At 71.9% G+C, this 17,980-nt stretch carries 15 protein-coding genes and 1 pseudogene; 9 read left to right on the top strand and 7 right to left on the bottom strand.

Going from position 1 to position 17,980, the window contains the following annotated elements; all coding sequences use genetic code 11:
* Nucleotides 1-188 precede the first annotated feature (188 nt).
* Nucleotides 189-473 (top strand): hypothetical protein, encoded by a 285-nt coding sequence (locus AW270_RS41565; protein WP_157522923.1) that lies wholly within the window; start codon nucleotides 189-191, stop codon nucleotides 471-473.
* 29 nt (nucleotides 474-502) lie between these two features.
* On the opposite strand, the pseudogene AW270_RS42200 reads toward AW270_RS41565, so the two are convergent.
* From AW270_RS42200 to AW270_RS32020, 3 genes and pseudogenes are all read right to left on the bottom strand, one after another.
* Nucleotides 503-748 (bottom strand): annotated as a pseudogene (locus tag AW270_RS42200) (TcpE family conjugal transfer membrane protein); the annotation flags it as partial.
* Nucleotides 749-779: 31 nt separating this feature from the next.
* Nucleotides 780-1,043 (bottom strand): hypothetical protein, encoded by a 264-nt coding sequence (locus AW270_RS32015; RefSeq protein ID WP_082801979.1) that lies wholly within the window; start codon nucleotides 1,041-1,043, stop codon nucleotides 780-782.
* Between the two features lie 77 nt (nucleotides 1,044-1,120).
* Nucleotides 1,121-2,047, bottom strand: a complete 927-nt coding sequence (locus AW270_RS32020; protein WP_245674960.1) for a conjugal transfer protein — start codon at nucleotides 2,045-2,047, stop codon at nucleotides 1,121-1,123.
* A gap of 397 nt (nucleotides 2,048-2,444) precedes the next feature.
* Between AW270_RS32020 and AW270_RS32025 the strand changes: the two genes are divergently transcribed.
* On the top strand, nucleotides 2,445-3,044 hold the full coding sequence (locus AW270_RS32025; protein WP_157522925.1) for a hypothetical protein: 600 nt from the start codon (nucleotides 2,445-2,447) through the stop codon (nucleotides 3,042-3,044).
* Here AW270_RS32025 and AW270_RS32030 read toward each other — a convergent pair.
* Nucleotides 3,027-3,449 (bottom strand): hypothetical protein, encoded by a 423-nt coding sequence (locus AW270_RS32030; protein WP_157522928.1) that lies wholly within the window; start codon nucleotides 3,447-3,449, stop codon nucleotides 3,027-3,029. The two genes, AW270_RS32025 and AW270_RS32030, sit on opposite strands and share 18 nt — an antisense overlap.
* Before the next feature lie 131 nt (nucleotides 3,450-3,580).
* Here AW270_RS32030 and AW270_RS32035 point away from each other — a divergent pair, with 131 nt between their 5' ends.
* Nucleotides 3,581-4,315: an SDR family oxidoreductase gene (locus AW270_RS32035; protein ID WP_061299864.1), complete on the top strand. Its 735-nt coding sequence runs from the start codon at nucleotides 3,581-3,583 to the stop codon at nucleotides 4,313-4,315.
* Nucleotides 4,316-4,376: 61 nt separating this feature from the next.
* Here the strand turns inward: AW270_RS32035 and ychF are convergent, their stop codons facing one another.
* A complete protein-coding gene (ychF, locus tag AW270_RS32040; RefSeq protein ID WP_061299865.1) occupies nucleotides 4,377-5,453 on the bottom strand; it encodes a redox-regulated ATPase YchF in 1,077 nt (358 codons plus the stop codon).
* A gap of 131 nt (nucleotides 5,454-5,584) precedes the next feature.
* On the opposite strand from ychF, the gene AW270_RS32045 reads away from it, so the two are divergent.
* Entirely contained in the window at nucleotides 5,585-6,889 is a 1,305-nt protein-coding gene (locus AW270_RS32045) for a DNA recombination protein RmuC (protein ID WP_082801980.1), read from the top strand.
* Nucleotides 6,886-7,353, top strand: coding sequence for a DUF6542 domain-containing protein (locus AW270_RS32050; protein WP_061299866.1), 468 nt, complete (start codon nucleotides 6,886-6,888; stop codon nucleotides 7,351-7,353). Before AW270_RS32045 ends, AW270_RS32050 begins: the two co-directional genes overlap by 4 nt.
* 46 nt (nucleotides 7,354-7,399) lie before the next feature.
* Here AW270_RS32050 and AW270_RS32055 read toward each other — a convergent pair whose 3' ends face one another.
* Nucleotides 7,400-8,380, bottom strand: coding sequence for a 4-hydroxy-3-methylbut-2-enyl diphosphate reductase (locus AW270_RS32055; protein WP_061299867.1), 981 nt, complete (start codon nucleotides 8,378-8,380; stop codon nucleotides 7,400-7,402).
* Nucleotides 8,381-8,478: 98 nt separating this feature from the next.
* Here AW270_RS32055 and AW270_RS32060 point away from each other — a divergent pair, with 98 nt between their 5' ends.
* The 3 genes from AW270_RS32060 to AW270_RS32070 are packed head-to-tail and all read left to right on the top strand — an operon-like array spanning nucleotide 8,479 to nucleotide 11,033.
* Nucleotides 8,479-9,582, top strand: coding sequence for a DUF8129 domain-containing protein (locus AW270_RS32060; protein ID WP_157522931.1), 1,104 nt, complete (start codon nucleotides 8,479-8,481; stop codon nucleotides 9,580-9,582).
* Between the two features lie 4 nt (nucleotides 9,583-9,586).
* Nucleotides 9,587-10,792 carry an exodeoxyribonuclease VII large subunit gene (gene xseA, locus AW270_RS32065; RefSeq protein ID WP_082801981.1) on the top strand — a complete coding sequence of 402 codons (1,206 nt, stop codon included), beginning with the start codon at nucleotides 9,587-9,589 and terminating at the stop codon, nucleotides 10,790-10,792.
* 10 nt (nucleotides 10,793-10,802) lie between these two features.
* The gene (locus tag AW270_RS32070) at nucleotides 10,803-11,033 is read left to right on the top strand and encodes an exodeoxyribonuclease VII small subunit (protein WP_061299887.1); all 231 of its coding nucleotides are present in this window, start codon (nucleotides 10,803-10,805) and stop codon (nucleotides 11,031-11,033) included.
* Here the strand turns inward: AW270_RS32070 and AW270_RS32075 are convergent.
* Nucleotides 11,030-14,347 carry a zinc metalloprotease gene (locus tag AW270_RS32075; protein ID WP_061299869.1) on the bottom strand — a complete coding sequence of 1,106 codons (3,318 nt, stop codon included), beginning with the start codon at nucleotides 14,345-14,347 and terminating at the stop codon, nucleotides 11,030-11,032. The genes AW270_RS32070 and AW270_RS32075 overlap by 4 nt on opposite strands.
* A 106-nt stretch (nucleotides 14,348-14,453) precedes the next feature.
* Between AW270_RS32075 and AW270_RS32080 the strand changes: the two genes are divergently transcribed.
* Nucleotides 14,454-17,978, top strand: a complete 3,525-nt coding sequence (locus AW270_RS32080) for an nSTAND1 domain-containing NTPase (RefSeq protein ID WP_061299870.1) — start codon at nucleotides 14,454-14,456, stop codon at nucleotides 17,976-17,978.
* The last annotated feature ends 2 nt before the right edge of the window (nucleotides 17,979-17,980 follow it).

The raw sequence follows: 17,980 nt of genomic DNA on the forward strand, positions 1-17,980 counted from the left end.
CGGCGGGCTGGGGCTTGTCCGACGGGTGGGCGAGGAACGCCGGTCGGAGCGGGCTGCCCGCGAACGGCCGCGAAGGGTCCTTCGAAGCGCCGGCGGGTGACTCCCCAACCGGCCGGGCCAGTCGCGGCGGCTGGCCGAAGGACGCGGGGCGGCGTCTCGGCTCGGTGGGCTCGCCCGGGTAGGACTGCTTGTCGTCCGGGTGGCCGATCAACCGGGGTTCCGCGTGGGCGGCGGCCGTCGCGGTCAGCGGGGGCTTGACGCGTACCGGGATCTCCTCGACCAGAGGGGTCGCGGCGGCCGCGGCGGCGGCCACGGCCGGGCGGACCGTGGCGCGCTGGGGCTCGGGGGCGCGCTTGGGCTTCTTGACGCGGGCCTGGACGGTGCTCGCCCGCCAGACCTTCGCCTGGAAGTCGATCACGTCGGGCTCGCCGGAGGGCGCGAGACGGCACCACGTCTTCGGCTCGGAAAGGTAGCGCGCCTGCGACTGCATGAGTTCGGTCAGGCGTTTGTTCTCGATGACCGGACGGGTCGACAGCCACGTAACGATTCCCGGCGGAACGAGATAGATCACATGCCAGGGCGCGTCGAAGGGCAGACCGACCATTTGCAGGAGGACCCACCAGAAGGCGGAGACGCCGACGAAGACACCGATCCAGACGATGGGCAGCGGCATGGGCAGCCGCAGGTCGTAGAGCTTGTAAAGCCGCTTCTCAATTCGCCAGATATTGGTGTATGTAGGCAGATCCACCCGAATCCTCCTCTCCGCAACGTGCCAAAGGTCACTGGATGCCGAGCGCCCCCGCGATCGCCTTCGCCGTCACCTCGATGATGTTCGGCACATAGAAGATCACACCGATGGCGATCGCCAAGATGATGAACTGGACGAACCGCGTGATCTCCCTGGTGAAGAGGAAGAACAGCGCCACGACCGAGACGATCACCAGGAACAACGGCGCGAAGAACCGGCGCAGGAACTCGGCCAGTCCTTCGGTGTTGAGGCCGGTGCCCGTCCCCGGCGCGGGGGACGGCGCGAAGGCTGTCACGGTCTCGGCAATCGTTTGGAGAATCAATTCTCGCCCTCCCGGGGGTGTGGATCAGCGACGTCGTGGTCGTTCATGCGCTACCCCACGGACCGGCTCGCGCCCTGGACCGCCGCGACGAGCCATTTCTCGCCCTGCTTCTCCATGGTGAGCTGGTAGGCCTGCTCCAGCAGCGCGGGCTGCGCGGCCGGGTCGGCCGGGTCGGCGGTCGGGGCCGCGGCGGCCTCGCCCACCGTGATCGACCAGGTGACCGTCACGGTGATCTCGCGGCTCGTCTCGCCACCGAGCGGCGCGATCACGCTGTTGAGCTGGGCCAGCGTGAACTGCCCGCCGAGCCCCTCGATCGTGGCGCCGTCGGCGGCGTAGAGCTTCAGCTCGGCGGCGTTGCCGGAGGCGTAGGCCCGGAAGAACCCCTCCAGGGTCTGGCGCAGCTGGTCTTCGAGACCGGCGTCGCGGTCGGGACCTGCTACGGCGGGCAGCCCGGCGGCTCCCCCGGACGGCAGCAGCGCGGGCAGGCCGGACACGACGAACCGGCCGTCGGCCTGGTAGATCGGCACCGACAGCAGCCAGCGGCGCGCGCCCGACTGGAAGCTCACCGTCACCCGCGCGTTGTTCGCGTCGGTGGCCTCGATCGACTGGAATTGAATGGCGCCCGCGGCGAAGCGGCCGAATCCATTCCACCCGAATCGCCTTTCCACCCCGTCGGCGAGGAATTCGGTGAGTCGGATGTCACGCTGCTCGGGATTCGTGCCGTCGAAATTCAGATAAACGGCGGCGAACTGATTGGCGAACGCCGCTCCCTGCTGCACCGGGAATCCGGAATCGGCCGGCGCGGACGGCGCGCCGGTGGCGCCCTGATTCGCCGTGAAACGCTCGAACGGCGCACGGACCCCATTGACGACGATCACGATGATGAGCGCCCACAGGACGGCCCGGCCGGTCCAGACGAGCCAGCGGCCGCCGCCCCCGCTCCAGCCCCTGCGGCGCATCGGCTCCCGTTCAGGCAACGGCGGATCCGTAGGAGGGTACGACTCTGGGTCGCCAGCGATCCGAGGATCCTGCTGGACGGTTGACCTGCGAGCCATCACGCCTCCGCTCGCGCCGATCCCCCCGGCTGGCGCGGTGTCGTCTTACTCTCGATCCGGTTATCCATGTTGAAGTAATCACCTTAGCGGCCCCGCCAATTGTTCCAGGAAAGCCACGCCCATGCTGCGGGCATCGCCCTAACCGGCCAAACCGAGTGTGCATGACACCGAGAGTGCCCGTACCGGCATGGATGACTACATAACGATGTTTGCGCAGGCCACTGCGGCAAAATGTATCCCGCGCGCCATCCAGAGGTAACCAAACGGCTCTGACACTCAGTCCCGCGTCTTGCACCTGTAGTAGAACCCGAGTATGTCCGTGATCATCTTAGTGGTCGCCCTCGCGCTGGGGGCGGGGTTCGGCGCGGTGACGTCGCTGGCCAACGCCCTCTCCGGCGAGTTCGCCGACCTGGAGAGCCGGGAGCACACGACCGGCGGGTGGTCGGTCCCCGAGATCGTGAGCGTGGTGCTCGACTCGGGGTGGGCCTGGGCGGGCCTGGCGATCTGCGCGGGCTGGCTGCTCACCCGCACGAGCCGGAGCCTGGTCCACGGGGCCGTCGTGGGGCCGGTGACGCTGCTGGCCGCCGTCGCGGCCTACGCGCTCGTCGACACCGCGCGCAGCGGCGCGCCGCTGTCCGGCTGGATCCACTCCGAGCCGTACTACTGGTGGATCGCCGCCGTCGTCTTCGGAGTGCCGCTGGGGGTCGTGGGGGCCTGCGCCCACCTGCCGGGGGTGGTCGGCCTGCTGGCCCGGCTCACCCTGCCGATCGGCGCGGCGGTGCAGATGGTGGTGCTGCCGCCGGGCCGCAACGAGGTCGTCAGGGACATCGGGCAGGTGGTCGTCTGGACGGCCGCCGCCCTGTTCGCCGCGTTCGTCGTGGCCCACGCGCTCAGGCGGCGGTCAGCGGGCACCGCCTGACCCGGCCCGGTGGAGCCGCCATCCGGCGTACAGGAGAACGAGGGCGAGCGCCCATTCCAGGCCGAGGCCCGTGCCCACCCCGACGGCGTCGCGCAGCGAGAAGTGGTCGAAGTGCCGCAGGTGGAAGAGGAAGTGCGTGCCGGCGTAGATCACATATCCGATGAGCGCCGACAGCACGACCCTGCTCTCCAGGACCCAGGCGGCGAAGAACAGCATGGCGGTCAGCGCGAGGCCGAGCCCGCCGACGTCGGAGACCAGGTGCTCGTTGTACGGCGGGTCGAGGCTCACCGTCGGGAAGTCGTCGTAGAAGGACCGGGGAAGGACGTACTGCCAGACCGAGACGACCGTCTGCAGCGCGGCCAGCAGGAGCAGCCCGGCGCGCACCCATTTCTTCAGAGGATTCACGCACGGGGTGACGTCCCGGGCGGAGCGGTCCGTGACACGGGCCGGTGTGAGGCTCATCACGCGACCGCCATGTCACGGAAGCGCCCCTCCGCTCTGTCCTCCTCTCGAAGCGCGTTCGAGAGGAGAAGATCATGAGGATCGCGGTCGCGGGTGGCACCGGCTCGGTGGGGCGGCACGTCGTCGAGGCCCTGCGGGCCCGGGGACACGAGCCCCTGGTGCTGTCACGCGGGCAGGGCGTCGACCTGCTGGCCGTGTCGGGCCTGGACGCGGCCCTGACCGGGGCCGAGGTGGTCGTGGACGTCAGCAACATCAGCGCGACCGGCAAGGCGGCGGCGGTCAGCTTCTTCGACCGGGCGGGCCGCAACCTCACCGAGGCGGCCCGGCGGGCCGGGGTGCGGCACCTGGTGTCGCTGTCGATCGTCGGCGTCGACCGGGTCAAACTGGGCTACTACACCGGCAAGCTGCGCCAGGAGGAGATCGTCAAGGCGGCTGGGGTGCCGTGGACCATCCTGCGGGCCACCCAGTTCCACGAGTTCGCCGGCCAGTTCCTCAGCGGGATCCCCGGACCGCTCGCGCTGGTGCCGACGGGACGCGTCCAGCCCGTCGCCGCGTGGGAGGTCGGCGAGGCGCTGGCCGACCTCGCCACCGGATCGCCGCAGCGGATGGCCCCGGAACTCGCCGGCCCGCAGATCGAGTCGCTCCCGGACATGGCCCGCCGCCTCATCGCGGCCGGAGGCGCCAGGAAGCGCCCGGTCCTGCCGCTCCACCTCCCCGGCGGGATGAGCGCCGGGCACCTCGTGCCGACAGGTCCGGGGCCGCGCGGCACCCAGACCTTCGCCGAATGGCTGAAGCAGCAGAGCTGGTGACCTCTGCTCCGGAACGCGGTCTGCCACTCCGGAGGCGTAACGGAGAAAGGGCTTTGAAGAATCAGACGTTGAAGCGGAACTCCACCACGTCGCCGTCGCGCATGACGTAGTCCTTGCCCTCGATGCGGGCCTTGCCGGCCGAGCGGGCGGCGGCGACCGAGCCGGCCTCCATGAGGTCGGCGAAGGAGATGACCTCGGCCTTGATGAAGCCGCGCTGGAAGTCGGTGTGGATGACGCCGGCCGCCTCGGGGGCGGTGGCGCCCTTCTTGATGGTCCAGGCCCGGGTCTCCTTCGGGCCGGCCGTCAGGTAGGTCTGGAGGCCGAGGGTCTCGAAGCCGACGCGGGCGAGCTGCGCCAGGCCCGACTCGGCCTGGCCGACCGACTGGAGCAGCTCCAGGGCCTCCTCGTCGGACAGCTCGACCAGCTCCGACTCGATCTTCGCGTCGAGGAAGACCGCCTCGGCGGGGGCCACGATGGCCGACAGCCGGGCGCGGAGGTCGTCGTCGACGAGTTCGTCGGCGTCGAGATTGAAGACGTAAAGGAACGGCTTGGCCGTCAGCAGGTGGAGCTCGCGCAGGTCGGTCAGGTCGATGCCCGAGGCGTAGAGGGTGGTCCCGCCGTCGAGGATCTTGAAGGCGGCCTCGCACGCTTCCAGGGTGGCCTTGCGGTCCTTGTTGTTGCGGGCCTCCTTCTGAAGCCGCGGGATCGCCTTCTCGATGGTCTGCATGTCGGCGAGGATCAGCTCGGTGTTGATCGTCTCGATGTCGCGGCCGGGCTCGACGCCGCCGTCGACGTGGGTCACGTCGGGGTCGTTGAACACCCGGATGACCTGGCAGATCGCGTCGGTCTCGCGGATGTTGGCGAGGAACTGGTTGCCCCGGCCCTGGCCCTCGGAGGCGCCCTTGACCAGGCCCGCGATGTCGACGAACTCGACCTTGGCCGGGAGGATCTTCGCCGAGTCGTAGATCTCGGCGAGCTTGGCGAGCCGGTCGTCGGGCACGCCGACGATGCCCACGTTGGGCTCGATCGTGGCGAACGGATAGTTGGCCGCGAGGGCGTTGGCGCTCTTGGTCAGCGCGTTGAAGAGGGTGCTCTTGCCGACGTTGGGGAGGCCGACGATCCCGATGCTCAGGCTCACGGAATTCGAGTCTATTGGAATCCGGTACGCCGCTCGTCAAACCCGCTCCCAGGCAAACTCTGGGTCGTCTGGGGGTATGCGGAGGGCGAGCCTCCCTCTACCGCACGGAAAAGCCTGGGATCATCCAGGACGTGGATGTCCTGGCTCTCGCTCTCCAATTGCTGGTGGGCCTGGCGGCCGGGCTCGCCATCGGGTTCGTCGTCGGGCGCGCCCGGTCGGCGGGCGCGAACGCCGAGGCCGCCGTCCGGCTGGCCGACGCCGAGGCGCGCGCCCGTGCGGCCGAAGACAAGGTGGTGTACGTCGAGGAGCAGCTCGCCGAGCGCTTCCAGGCCCTGTCGGCCCGCGCCCTCGACGTCAACAACCTGCGGTTCCTCGAACTCGCCGAGAACCGCCTGAACACCTCCCGCGCCGAGGCGGCGGGCGACCTCGACCTGCGGCGTGAGGCCGTGGAGAACCTCGTCGGCCCGCTCCGCGAGACCCTCGCCAAGGTCGAGGACCAGCTCCGCGAGAGCGAGACGGGCGCCCGGGTGGCCCGCGCCGAGCTCTCCCAGCAGATGGAGTTCGTCCGCCTCAGCTCCGAACAGCTCAAGACCCAGACGAACGCGCTGGTCCGGGCGCTGCGGCGGCCCGAGGCGCGCGGGCGGTGGGGTGAGCTGCAGCTGCGGCGGGTGGCCGAGATCGCCGGCATGGCCCGGTTCTGCGACTTCGACGAGCAGGTCACCGCGACCACGCCCGACGGGCCGGTCAGGCCCGACATGGTCGTGCGGTTAAGCGGCGGCAAGAACATCATCGTCGATTCGAAGGTGTCGCTGGCGGCCTATCTGGAGGCCTCCGAGGCCGGCGACCCCGACCTGGCCGGCGCCCGGCTCGACGCCCACGCCCGCCACCTGCGCGACCACGTCGACCGGCTGGCGGCCAAGACCTACTGGCAGGCCTTCAGCCCCGCGCCGGAGTTCATGGTGCTGTTCATCCCGGGCGAGGCGTTCCTGGCGCCCGCGCTGGAGCGGGATCCGGCCCTGCTCGAATACGCGATGAACCGCCGGGTCCACATCGCGACGCCGACCACGCTGATCACGATGCTGCGCACCGCGGGCTACGCCTGGCAGCAGGCGGCGCTGAGCGAGAACGCCAAGGCCGTGTTCGACCTCGGCAAGGAGTTGTACGACCGGCTCGGCGTTCTCGGGCGGCAGGTCGACGTTCTGGGAAGATCATTGACGCGGGCCGTGGCGGCGTACAACCGGACGGTCGGCTCTCTGGAGAGCCGCGTCCTGGTGAGCGCCCGCAAGATGTCCGACCTCGGGCTGGTCGACACGCCTCTGCCGGCTCCGCAGCCGGTCGAGGAGTCGCCCCGGCCGATGTCGATGCCCGAGCTCGTCGGGGACGACCCCGGTTATGACGGTAGTTTGAGCCACCAGGGAGGGGGGCCGGAGAGATGAAGGTGACCGCGCGCGGCGCCATCACGCTGCTGTTCCTCGTCTGCCTGCTCGGACAGTTCGTCCTCGCGGGGCCGCTCTTCGTCGTGGGGGTGCTGGCGGCGATCTGGCTCGTGAACCCCCGCGACCTGCTGACGCTGGTGGTCTCCCCGCCGCTGGTGTTCTTCGTGGCGGCCTTCGTCGTGGAGATCCTGAGCGCGCTGGGCGCCGACTCGGCGCTCCAGTCGCTGGGCCTGGGCATGTTCACCACGCTGTCGGCGGTGGCCCCGTGGCTGTTCGCCGGAAGCGCCCTGGCGCTGGGCCTGGCCTGGTATCGCGGGCTCCCCCAGAGCGTGAAGGCCACCCGCGAGGACATGCGGAACCGGGTGCCCGCTCCGCGCAGGAGCAAGGAGTTCGACGCCGAGCCCGAGGGCTACTTCGAGCCCAAGGTCTACGGGACCGTCAAGGAAGAGCGCCCCCAGACGTGAGACCCACCCGGGCGGGTGGGTCTCGTGCCGCCGGTCAGGCCCTGGCTCAAGCCCTGGGGCGCAGGTCCTTGCGCAGTTCGTGGGGCAGCGCGAAGCGCATGCTCTCCTTGACCGACTCGATCTCCTCGACGTCGCCGAAGCCCGCCTCGGCGAGCTTGGCCAGCACGCCCTCGACCAGGATCTCCGGCACCGACGCGCCGCTGGTCACGCCGACCGTGGTGACGCCCTCAAGCCAGGCCGGGTCGAGGAACGAGGCGTCGTCGACGAGGTAGGAGGCGTCGGCGCCGTAGTCGAGGGCGACCTCGACCAGGCGCTTGGAGTTGGACGAGTTCTCCGACCCCACCACGATCACGAGCTCCGCCTGGGCGGCGATCTCCTTGACCGCCGTCTGGCGGTTGGACGTCGCGTAGCAGATGTCGTCGCTCGGCGGGTCGATCAGGCCGGGGAACCTGTTCTTGAGGCGGGTGACGGTCTCGGTGGTCTCGTCGACCGACAGGGTCGTCTGCGACAGCCACACGACCTTCGACGGGTCGCGCACCTGCACGGTCTCGACGCCTTCGAGCCCGTCGACCAGGCGCACGTGGTCGGGGGCCTCACCGGCGGTGCCCTCGACCTCCTCGTGGCCCTCGTGGCCGATCAGGAGGATGTCGTAGTCCTGGGCGGCGAAGCGCTTGGCCTCGTTGTGGACCTTGGTGACGAGGGGGCACGTGGCGTCGACGGTCTTCAGGTTCCGCTGCGCGGCCTCCTGGTGGACGGCCGGGGAGACCCCGTGGGCCGAGAACACGACGATCGCGCCCTCGGGCACCTCTTCGGTCTGGTCGACGAAGATCGCGCCGCGCTCTTCGAGGGTCTTGACGACGAAGGTGTTGTGGACGATCTGCTTGCGCACGTAGATCGGCGCGCCGTACTGCGCCAGTGCCCGCTCCACCGCTTCCACGGCCCGGTCGACGCCGGCGCAGTAACCGCGCGGCTTCGCCACCAGGACACGACGGCGATCTGTAATGGTCGCGGGGGTCTGTGACGTCATGGTCTCATGCTACGTGGATGGTCTGCAGTGGCTTGACCTCCGCCCACGACAGTCTTGCCAGACTGCGACATCAACGGAATATCTCCTGGGAGCTGCCCATGTCCCTCTTGCGAACGATCACCAAGCCCATTCGCGAGGCGTACAACCATCGTGACGAGATAACACAGAAGGTGAAAGACCTCCCCATGCTGGCGCTCCAAGGCGCGCTGAGTGGCGTGGGGCAGGCGATCCTGCTGGGTGACCGCGTCCGCACGTCCCTGAAGCGCGCCACCGGCGGTTCGGCCGACGAGCCCGCCGTGGACACGTCCCGGCCGGGGGTGAAGTCCGTCTCCGACATCGTGGTCGAGGGTGAGGACAGGCCGCGCCGCGAGCCGGTCATCTTCGCTCCCCGCCCGAAGGATGACAAACCGGAACCGGTTATCTTCCAGCCCGGGGGTAGCGGCCCGAAGGGCGACCGCCTGGTTGCCTCGGGCGCGAAGACCGAACCGGCCGCGCCCGGTCCCGAGGAGACAAGGGGAGCCGTGCCGACGACCGAGAAGAACGCCCCGTCCACCGCTGGCGAGACCGAGGCCACGACCAGCCCGGTGACCAGTCTCCCCGCCACGGGTGACTCACCGGCTCCCGCCCGCCGCGCCACCGACCCCGTCGAGCCCGCCCCCGTGAAGCCCGCCGCCGACGACAGCGCCTCGTCGGACTCGAAGGGTTCCGCCGAGGACGAGGTGGCCGAGACCGCGACCCACCCCGCCACCGACCCCGACGCCACCCCCGAGGCCACCGAGAGCGCCAAGGCGGAGCAGGAGGACAAGCCCGCCCCCAGCCCCGCCCAGGCGGAGAAGGCCGCCGAGCCGCAGGGCCAGCGGACCACCGAGCCCTCCTCCGACCCCTCGCTGGCCGGCGAGCCCGCCGTCCCCTCGAAGATCCCGCCGACGCCCAAGCCGGCCAAGAAGACCCCCGGCGTCCCCGTCGCCGACGAGGCCGTGGAGGAGATCCCCGCGGGTCACGTCGAGGAGCCCCCGGCCAGGGACCTGCCGCCGGAGCCCATCGCCGGCTACGCCGAGCTGACCTTCGCCTCGCTGCGCGCGCGGATGCGCGGACGGTCGGCGGCGGAGATCCAGAGCTGGCTCGACTACGAGAAGGCGAGCACCGCACGCGCCGAAGTGATCCGAATGTTCGAGAACCGGCTGGCCAAGCTGGAAAGCTGAGCAGGTGAGCGCGAAGACCTCCCCCGAGGCGCCCCTGCCCGTCAGGTCGGTGCTGCAGATGGTCGCCCAGTGGATCGGGAAGCTCGGCACGGTCTGGGTCGAAGGCCAGATCACCGAGCTGACCGCCCGGGGCGGCACGGTGTTCATGACGCTGCGCGACCCGGTGGCCAACGTGTCGGCCCGGGTGACGTGCGCCAGGAACGTCTACGAGTCCAGCCTCCCGCGCCCGGTCGACGGCGCGCGGGTGGTGGTGCACGTCAAGGCCGACTTCTGGGTCAACCGGGGGTCGTTCGCGTTCACCGCCCTGGAGATCCGGCCCGTCGGGGTCGGCGAGCTGCTGGCCCGGCTGGAGCGGCTGCGCCAGGTGCTGGCCGCCGAGGGCGTGTTCAACAACGACCGCAAGCGGCGGCTGCCGTTCCTGCCGGGGACGGTCGGGCTGATCTGCGGGCGCGACTCGGCGGCCGAGCGTGACGTGCTGGAGAACGCCCGCAGGCGGTGGCCGGCCGTCCGGTTCAAGGTCGAGCAGGTCGCGGTGCAGGGCGGGCTGGCGGTCGCCGAGGTGACCGACGCGCTCCACCGGCTCGACGCCGACCGCGAGGTCGACGTGATCATCGTGGCCCGGGGCGGCGGGTCGCTGGAGGACCTGCTGCCGTTCTCCGACGAGTCGCTGGTCCGGGCGGTCGCGGCCTGCCGCACCCCCGTGGTCAGCGCGATCGGCCACGAGCAGGACTCGCCGCTGCTCGACCTGGTGGCCGACCTGCGGGCCTCCACCCCGACCGACGCCGCCAAGAAGGTGGTCCCCGACGTCGGCGAGCAGCTGGCGCTCGTCCACCAGCTGCGCGACCGGGGGCGGCGGGTCGTCGGGGGGTGGCTGGAGCGCGAGCTCGCCTGGCTCCACTCGGTGCGGTCGCGGCCGTCGCTGGCCGATCCCGTACGCGAGATCGAACGGCGCGCCGAGCAGGTCGAGGGCCTGCGCGACCGCACCCGGCGGGTGCTCGACCACTCGCTCCACCGCGGCTCCGACAGCCTGGAGCACCTGCGGGCCCGGCTGGTGGCGCTCTCCCCGGCCGCCACCCTCGAACGCGGCTACGCGATCGTCCAGAAGCCCTCGGGCGAGGTGGTCAGGAAGGCCGCCGGACTCACCGAGGGCGAGGAGCTGACCGTCAGGTTCCCCGACGATCGGGTCGGGGTCGAGGTCACCGGCCTCTAGGGTGGGCAGCGTGGCTGACGAGAAGACGCCGTCCTACGAGAAGGCGCGCGAGGAGCTGACCGAGGTGGTGCGCCGCCTGGAAGCGGGCGGGCTGACCCTGGAGCAGTCGATCGAACTCTGGGAACGCGGCGAGAAACTGGCCGCGATCTGCGAAGACTGGCTCCAGGGCGCCAGGGTCAAACTGGCCGCCGCGATGGCGGAGCGCCGCCCGGAGCCCGCTTCCGGCGACGCGCCGTTCTAGGGCTGTCTGATGTAGGCGACCCCGAAGAGGCTGTCGCCCCGTGCTCCCGCCGCGTCGTGACACCAGATGTAGACGCTCAGCTTGGGCGGCGCGGCGTAGGAGTCGATGGTGCCGAGGTGGCAGTAAGTGTCGCCCGGCCCCGTCGCGGTGACCTGGACGTTGTCTCTCGTCTTGCCCAGGGTCTGCCACGTCAGCCGGTAGTAGCCGACGCCGAGCCGGGCGACCTCCGGTGTCTCCCCGTTGGAGCTGAACGACCGTGCTCCGTCGACCTCGGGGTCGGCCGGGTCGCCGGTGACGGTGACGTAGGCGGCGGGCGTGGCCGCGTCGCGGTGCAGACCGGAGCCGTCGGCGAACGACAACAGCCAGGGCGAGTCGGCGGGCGCGCCCCCGGCGATGGCGTGACAGACCACCGTGATCGCCGTCGCGGTGACCCCCCGCGGGGCACAGCGGGTCGCCGGGCCGTCGCCATAGGGCGTGACCTGGACGTGCCCCGTGTCCTCCGCGATCCCTTCCAGCACCACGCGGTAACGGCCGGCGCCCTCCCTGACGACCCGGTTGACGCCGCCCGCCGAGTTGAAGGTGCCGGAGCTGTGAACCGGGTCGACCGTGGCGGCGCCTCCCGCCCCGTCGTCGTAGGCGACGGTCGCGTAGGGGGCGGAGCCGGTGGCCGGGGCGGCGAAGAAGATCGTGAACCACCAGTCGGCCGGCGCGCCGGTGTGGTCGAAGCAGCGGACCTCGACCACCTGGTCGGGCCCGTCCGGGGCGTGGCCGACGACACCGCAGGTCCGGCCCCGGTAGACGGTCCGGTAGGCGGTGACGTGGGCAGTCCCGTCGGCCGAGGCGACGCCGGGCAGGCGCACGTCGTAGCGGCCGGTGCCGGTGTGGACGACCGTCGCCCGCCTGGCCAGCCCGGCGGTGGTCCACTGCCAGTACGGGTTGAGCTGCGTCTCCACCCCGATCGGGGCCTCCGTGGGAGTCGCGCGGTCCATGTAGGCGTAGCCCCATCGGGCGGCGGCGGGCGTGGGGCCGGAGGCGGCCACGAGGGCCTCGGCCATCCGGGTCCGGAACCGGGCGATCTCCTCGGTGCCCGGCTCGCTGACGGAGACCGCGCCACCCGCCCCTCCGGCGAGACCGCGCCGGACGTCGATCAGCGACCAGTCCTCGGCGCCGTCCAGCCCCTGGGCGTAGCCCCACTCCTCGGGATAGTCGTAGCCTCTGGGCCTGATCTCGGTGTCGTCGGCGACGGCCGTGACATCGCATATGCCGTTGAGGCCCGCGTAGACCATGCCGTACCGCGCCAGGTCGTCGGTTCCGGTCACCGGTGTCCGCACCGTGTCGTCGACCGGCGGCGTGCGGTCGGGGTCCGTGCCGTCGACGCACGCCTGGAACTCGCCGTTGACGTCGACCCGCACCGGCCCGGCGGCCCGCACGCCGTCGGCGTCCCAGTCCAGGGCGGCCGAACCGTCGCCCACCCGCAGCGTGCCCGAGTTGTCCCACCACGCCGCCATGACGTCGGTGGTGACGCCGATCCCCGAGCCCTCGTCCAGCGACATGCGGTCGAGTTCCGGCAGGACGCTGGTCGAGTAGCTGAGGGTGCTGACCTGGTCGAGCGCCTGCAGGAGCTCCTTGCCGCCGTTGGTCGCGGGGACCGAGGGAAGCCGGGTCCTCCATTCGCCGAAGTCCGGGATGCCGACGAACCCGTAGGTGTAGTTCATCACCGAGAGGTAGTTCGGCTTGAAGTTGACCTCCTCGTCACCGCCGTGGTCCAGCCCGATGGCGTGGCCGAGTTCGTGGACGAAGGTCCCGCTCTGCGCCCGGACGGGGATGGGCCGACCCGGCCACGTGCCCAGCGTCACCATGAAGTCCGGACCGTCGCAGCAGACCCCGCCGCTGGTGGACGCGTCGTGCCGGAACCCCCAGAGGTTGTAGCGGAACAGGCCCGACCGGCCGGCCGTGAAGTTGGCCGCCCGGTGGCGCTGGAAGGGCGTCTGACCTCCCTGCTCGACGTTCAGCGGCCGGACGCGTTCCTCGGGGGAGACGGGAATCAGGTCGTCGACGTGGACCAGGAGCTGAACGCCCGGCCGGGTCTCCTGCCCGTACGGGCACGAGACCATGGCGGGCAGCGGCGCCGCGTCGAACATCGCCACGGCCTCCGTGAACGCGGCGTTGTCCGGCTGGTGGTCGCCCGTGGCGGTGCCGTCGCTCAGCCAGTCGACCTCGACGGCGACGGTGGTCCGGCAGGGGTCGGCGCCGTTCGCGGGGAGCCAGGGGTCGCCCGGCAGGCCGGTCAGTTCGATCCGGTCACTCAGGCCGTCGCCGTCGCTGTCCTGGTCGAGGGTGCTGAAGAACTGGTCGGCGTTCTTCCGGAACGTGTGCAGGGACGCGCCCGGCGCGGCGGTCCGGTCGAAGAAGACCGTGCCGTCGTCGAGGCTCTCGATCCTGAGAGCGGTCATGGTCCAGTTGTCGGCCCTCCAGTCCTCGGCGAAGGAGACGTGCTCGATCGTGAAGCCGGTCCGCAGTCCCTGGGCGGTGGTGCAGACGGGGAGGCGGGCGTTCCAGCGGAAGGTCTCGTCGCCCGCGTCCCTGGTGCCGCCGCGGTGGTAGGGACGGGTCGGGACGTCGATGGACCCGTCGCCGTCCCAGTCCTCGAACAGCAGGTCCTGACCGGCGACTCTGACGTGTTCGAAGGAGTCGTCCCTGATCCCGTCGCCGGGCACGGTCGTGACGGTGATCCGGAAGCGGCAGAACGGGCCGGGCGCGGGCTGGGCCGGGCCCTGGGGCAGTCCCGACGTGTCGATCGGCAGCGTGAGGATCTGGTCGCTGTTCTTCTGGAAACGGTGCATCACACTGCCCGGGTTCCGGCGGAACAGCTCCACGTCGTCGGTGCCGTCGGGGTTCAGGCTGGTGATCACCAGGCCGGCCAGGTCCCAGTTGTCGGCGTTCCAGTCGTCGGCGAAGGAGGCGTGCTCGATCGTGAATCCGCCCGCGAGACCGGCGGTGTCGACGCACACCGGCAGGCGGGCGGTCCAGTGATGGGTGGCCGAGGGCGCGTCGCCGGTGCCGCCCCGATGGTAGGGCCGGGTCGGGTCGTCGAGGACGCCGTCACCGTTCCAGTCGTCGAACAGAAGCTCCTGCCCGGCGACCCGGACGTGTTCGAGGGAGTCGTCTCTCAGACCGTCGTCGGGGCCGGTCGTGACGTCGAACCGGAAGCGGCAGAACTCGCCGGGTCCGGCCATGGCGGCGGGCATGCCCGCGCCGAGGAAGGCGACGGTGAGCAACAGGGCGGTCAGGACACGCCCCCAGAGGGTTCGCACGTCTCGACGGTAGGTATCCACGCTGCTGGAGGAAGGGGCGGCGAGTTATCCGTACAAGTCCGGACGCGCTCTGTAACCTTTCCGCGGCTCGCGCCGACTACCTGATGTGGCCGACCCGGAACGGATCACGAGCCGCCGTGACTTCGCCGTCGAGCTGACGCTGCTGCGCGAGGGCGCGGGGCTGACCGTCCGCCAGGTGGCGGCGAAGATCGGCGTCCGTGGCGCCCACAGCACCCTCGGCGACTGGTTCGCCGGGCGCGGCCTGCCGTCCACGACCTCACGCGAGTTGTTCCTCCAGGTGCTCCGGGTCTGCGGCGACGACCGGAGCGAGGCGTGGCTGGCGGCCTGGCTGCGGGCCCGGCGCGGGCCCGGTCCGCGTCCGGCCGGGCCGGAGCCCTATCGGGGCCTGGCCGCCTTCCGGCGGGAGGACGCCGGCTGGTTCTTCGGCCGCGACGACCTGACCGCGCGGCTGACCGGCTGGGTCCGCGACCGCGACAGGGGGCTGCTCGTCGTCGTCGGGCCCTCGGGGTCGGGCAAGTCGTCGCTGCTGCGGGCGGGCCTGCTCGCGGCGGTGCCAGAAGGGGTCGTCCGGACGCCGCTGGACCACCCGGAGCGGGCGCCGCTGGTCGTGATCGACCAGTTCGAGGAGGTCTTCACCGGCCTCGGCGAGGCCGACCGGCGGCGGGCCGTCACCGAGGCCGCCGCGCTGGCCGCCGGCACGGTGGTCGTGCTCGGCCTGCGGGCCGACTTCTACGCCCAGGCGCTCGCCCATCCCGAACTGGTCGCCGCCGAGCACCTGCCCGTCGGCCCCATCGACGAGCCCGGCCTGCGCGCCGCCATCACCGAACCGGCCCGCAAGGCCGGCCTGGACCTCGAAGCCGGCCTGCCCGACCTGATCCTGCGCGACCTGCGGCCCGGCGCGGGGGTGCTGCCGCTGCTCTCCCACGCCCTGTACGCCACCTGGCGTCACAGCAGGGGTCACCGCCTGACCATCGCCGACTACCACGCCGTCGGCGGCATCGCGGGGGCGGTGGCGCTCAGCGCCGACACGGCCTACGGCGACCTCACCGAACCGCAGCGGCTGCTGGCCAGACGCCTGCTGCTGCACCTGGTACACGTCTCCCAGAACGTCGCCGACACCCGCCGCCGGGTGGCCCGCGACGATCTGCCGGCCGACGCCGGGGAGGTGCTCGACCGCTTCATCGGCCAGCGGCTCCTGACGGCCGACGACGGAACCGTCGAGATCAGCCACGAGGCCCTGCTCACCGCCTGGCCCCTGCTGCGCTCGTGGATCGACGAGGACCGGGCGGGGCTGCTGGCCGCCCGCCGTCTGGCCGACGACGCGCGGGCGTGGGACGCCGAGGGCCGCGACCCGGCCGCGCTCTACCGGGGCACCCGGCTGGCCGCCGCCCGTGAGTGGAGCGGCGCCGACGGTCCCGGTTCGCTGGCGGCCGAGTTCCTGGAGGCGGCCATCACCCTGGAGCGGCGGGGCGGGCGCAGGGCGCGACGGCTGCTCGGGGCTCTCGTCACGCTGCTGCTGGTGGCCTGCGGCAGCGGGATCGCCGCCGTCAACGCCGCCGCGACCGCCGGGGAGCAGCGCGACATCGCCGTCTCACGGGAGGTCGCCGGGGAGGTCGCCGCGACAAGGATGGCCGATCCGGCGCTCGCCGCCCACCTGGCCAGGGCCGCCTACGGGCTGGCCCCGACCGTCGAGGCGAGGGGCGCTCTGCTGGGCGCGTTCGGCGAGCCGTTCAACGTACGGCTCACCGGCCACACCGACTACGTCAACGACGTCGCGTACGCCCCCGGCGGCCAGGTCCTGGCCAGCGCGGCCAACGACGGGACCGTGCGTCTCTGGGACGTGCGTGGTCCGCACCGCCCGCGCGCCCTCGTCACTCTCCCGGTGACCGGCACCTGGCTCTTTGTGCTCTCCTTCTCCCCCGACGGGCGCACGCTGGCCGCCACCGGGGCCGACGGAGTGCTCCGCCGGTGGGACGTGGCCACGGCCCGCCCCCTGCCCGCCCTGTCCCCGCCCGGCCGGGGCGTCACCTCCGCGCTCTTCGCCGGCGGGTTCCTGGCCGTGGCGGACCGCGACGGGGACATCGCGCTGCGCGACCCCGTCGACGGCCGGGTCCACGCCACGATGCGCGGGCATCGGGGCGGGGTGTCGCGGATGGCCGTGCACGACCGGATCCTGGCCTCCGCGGGCGACGACGGCACCGCGCGCGTCTGGGACCTGGCCACGGCCCGGCCTCTGGCGACCCTCGCCGGTCACACCGGAGGGCTGACGTCGGTGGCGTTCAGCCCCGACGGCGGGCGGCTGGTCACCGCCGGGGCCGACGGCACGGCCCGGGTGTGGGACCTCGCCGACCCGGCCCGGCCACGGCCGCTGACCACGCTGACCGGCCACAGCGGTCCGGTCCACCGGGCCGTTTTCACCCCTGAGGGGGACGCGGTCGTCACCGGGGGCGGCGACACCACGATCCGTTTCTGGGACGGCGACGGCCGCCAGATCGCGATCTACAACTCCCGTCCGGGCGCCCCGATCGACACCGGCACGATCTCCGGAATCGCCTTCAGCCCCGACGGACGGACCCTGGCGAGCAGTTCCTACGACCACCTGCTGCGCCTGTGGGACGTCCCCGGCCCGGCGCTCCCGGGCGGCGTCCGGCCGAACTGGGCCGCGCCCGGCGTGGTGATCACCGGGAACGGCCGTGAGGTGCGCCGGTGGGACGTCACCGACCCGCACCACCCGGTCGGCCGGAGGTTCGCCACGACCAGCGGCGTCGCCGAGGTGTCGGACGACGGGTCGCTGCTGGCCACCGGCGGCCCCGGGACCGGCATGCGGTTGTGGCTCCTCGGCGGGCTCGTCCCGCGCCTGCTGTCGATCGTTCCCGGCGCGGCCACGCCGCCCGACAGCGCCAAGTTCAGCGCCGACCGGAAGGTGCTCGTGGTGAACCCCACCCGCGACCGGGTGCTCCGCGTCTGGGACATCGGGGACCCCGCGCGGCCGAGCCCAGCCGCCTCGGTGGCGGGCCACACCGCCACCGTGAATGCCATCGCCTTCGCCCCGGCGGGGCGGGTGCTGGCCTCCTTCGGCTACGACCGGACCGTCCGCCTGTGGGATCTGCGCGACCCCCGGAACCCGGTTCTGCTCTCGGTGCTCCGGGGTCACGACAACGCCGTCTACAACGGCGCGTTCTCGCCCGACGGCACGGTCCTGGCCACGACCAGCCAGGACGCCACGGTCCGCCTGTGGGACGTGGCCGACCCACGCCGCCCGGCGCCGCTGGCGGTGCTGCGAGGGCACGGGAGCTTCGTCGACTCGGTGGCCTTCAGCGGCGACGGCCGGCTTCTGGCGACGGGCGGCGGCGATCCCACGATCAACCTGTGGGAGGTGGCCGATCCCCGCCTTCCCCGGCGCTGGGCCTCGCTGACCGGCGGCCCGGTGACCGGTCTGATCTTCACCGGCCGCCATCTCGTCAGCGGCAGCGCCACCCGGCCCGCGCGGATATGGGACACCGACCCGGCGCGGGTGGGCGAGGCGGTCTGCGCCCGCGCGTTCCCGGCCCTCGGCGAAGAAGAACTGGCCGAGTATTTCCCCGGCGTCGATCCCGGCCCCGGCTGCTAGAT

Source organism: Herbidospora cretacea, from assembly GCF_001570605.1.
Taxonomy (GTDB): Bacteria; Actinomycetota; Actinomycetes; order Streptosporangiales; family Streptosporangiaceae; genus Herbidospora; species Herbidospora cretacea.